The sequence below is a fragment of the Desertihabitans aurantiacus genome (genome assembly GCF_003344635.1).
Lineage (GTDB): Bacteria > Actinomycetota > Actinomycetes > Propionibacteriales > Propionibacteriaceae > Desertihabitans > Desertihabitans aurantiacus.
Genome location: NZ_QPKK01000440.1, coordinates 1 through 1,865, shown reverse-complemented (window position 1 = coordinate 1,865; position 1,865 = coordinate 1). Strand labels below are relative to the sequence as shown.

The 1,865-nt window shown below is 76.4% G+C and carries 1 protein-coding gene; it reads right to left on the bottom strand.

The features are described 5' to 3' along the window. Nucleotides 1-363: 363 nt before the first annotated feature. On the bottom strand, nucleotides 364-1,865 hold a 1,502-nt coding region (locus tag DVA66_RS19955; RefSeq protein WP_114561532.1), incomplete at its 5' end, for an FAD-dependent oxidoreductase.

The window sequence follows — 1,865 nt, the reverse complement described above, 5'->3', positions numbered from 1 at the left end:
CGGTGAGGCCGAGGGCCACCGGCAGCGTCCACCAGCGGGTCCGGACGGGTCGGGCTCGGGTCATCTCGTCCTCCTGAGGGTGCGCGTCCTCCGACGCTAGGCCTCCGAGGCGCTCCGGTCCAGGGGTCGGAGGGGCGCTGACGGGCTCCGGCGTACACGTTCCCGGGGTCAGGGCATCCTCACGCGTCCACGCAGGGACGCTCGCCCACCGCGCCGGGAGGGCGGTCCACACCTGCCCGAGCCGCCCGGGCCCCGCTCCTGGTGCGCTGACCCCGGGAACGTGTACGCCGAAGGCCTGACGAGGCACGACACGCCGCGACACGCCGGGCGTGAGCGCGATGACATACAGGCGTTCAGGGTGGGTCAGGCGAGGAGGCCGCGGGTCGGGACCGACCAGACGTCCTCGCCGCGGACCCCCCAGCGGGCGAGCAGGGCGTTGGCGGCCTGGGTGCCGGTGACCGCGGCGCGCTCCATCAGCGCCACCGGCAGGTCGCAGCGGATGCCGTCGCCGGCGAGCACCACCCGGCGGTCGGGGGTCTCCACCTCCGGACGCTCCAGCCACGGGCCCGTGTCGACCAGCGGGCAGTCGTCGCGCAGCAGCAGCTCCTCGGCCAGCACCCGGGCCCCGTCCAGCTCGGGGTGCAGCCGCGACAGGGACGCCCGTAGCTCGCGCCGCAGGGTCGGCTCGTCGGTGCTGCCGCCGCGGGCGCCGACGGCATAGGCGTGCAGCTCGACCACCGATCCGTCGGCGGCGTCGGCCCAGGCGCGGGCCTCGGCCTCGAAGCGGTGCACCATCGTCACGTTGTCCAGCCCGCCGGGGAAGCCCGAGGTGCCGAGGAAGGCGGGGGCGTCGGGCCGGGCCGGGCGGTCCAGCCACATCCGCCACACCGCGAACGGGGGAGCGCTGCGCCGGGAGGCGATCCGCTCGCGCCACGCCTCGTCACCCAGCCAGCCCGCATCGGCGACCAGCTGCTGCAGCGGGCGCAGGTCGGTGGCCAGCACCACCGCATCGGCAGCCAGCTCGCCGCCGTCGGTGCCGACCACGACGCCGTCGCCGGCGTCGGCGACCCCGGTCACCGTGCAGCCGCGCCGGACCTCGACCCCGCGCTGCTCGAGGTGGCGCCCGAGCGGGGCCCACAGCACCCGGTCGTAGTCGCCGACCGGGACGTCGAAGAGCAGGCCCTCGGCCGAACCGAGGAAGTAGCTGTGGAACATGCCGACCAGCTCGCCGCCGGAGAAGTCGTCGGGGTCGGCGAAGAAGCTGCGGGCGAACACCTCCAGCGCCAGGTGCCGGGCGCCCTCGGGGAAGCGCAGCCGGTCCAGCACCTCCGAGGCGCTCACCCCGTCCAGGTCGAGGAAGGTGCGGGGGAAGTCGACCCGCAGCAGGTCCAGGGCGCGGGCGACGTCCACCCGGGCCAGCCCGGGCAGGGTGAAGGAGGGGCTCTGCAGCACGAACCCGAGCACGCTCCACGGCGGCGTCCGCGGGATGGTCGTGAAGGAGTCGCGGTGCCCGCCGGCCAGCTGCAGCGGGTAGTCCCCGACCGGGGTGAGTGCCGACAGCGCCGGGTCGGCGCGGCGCAGCAGCGAGCGCAGCGTGTAGTACTGGCGGAAGAAGGCGTGGAACCCGCGGCTCATCGTCCGGGGCACGGTGTCACCGGGCGCGAGCGGGGGCAGCGGCCAGGAGCGGACCCGCCCGCCGAGGGTGTCCTCCTTCTCCACCAGCGTCACCCGGACGTCCCGCTCGGCCAGCACGCAGGCCGCGGCCAGCCCGGCGATGCCGCCGCCGACCACCACCACGTGCCGCCGGGTGCCGTCGGCGCGGCCGGCGGCGTCGGTGCGGGGCGGCTGGGCGGGGTGCCGGACGG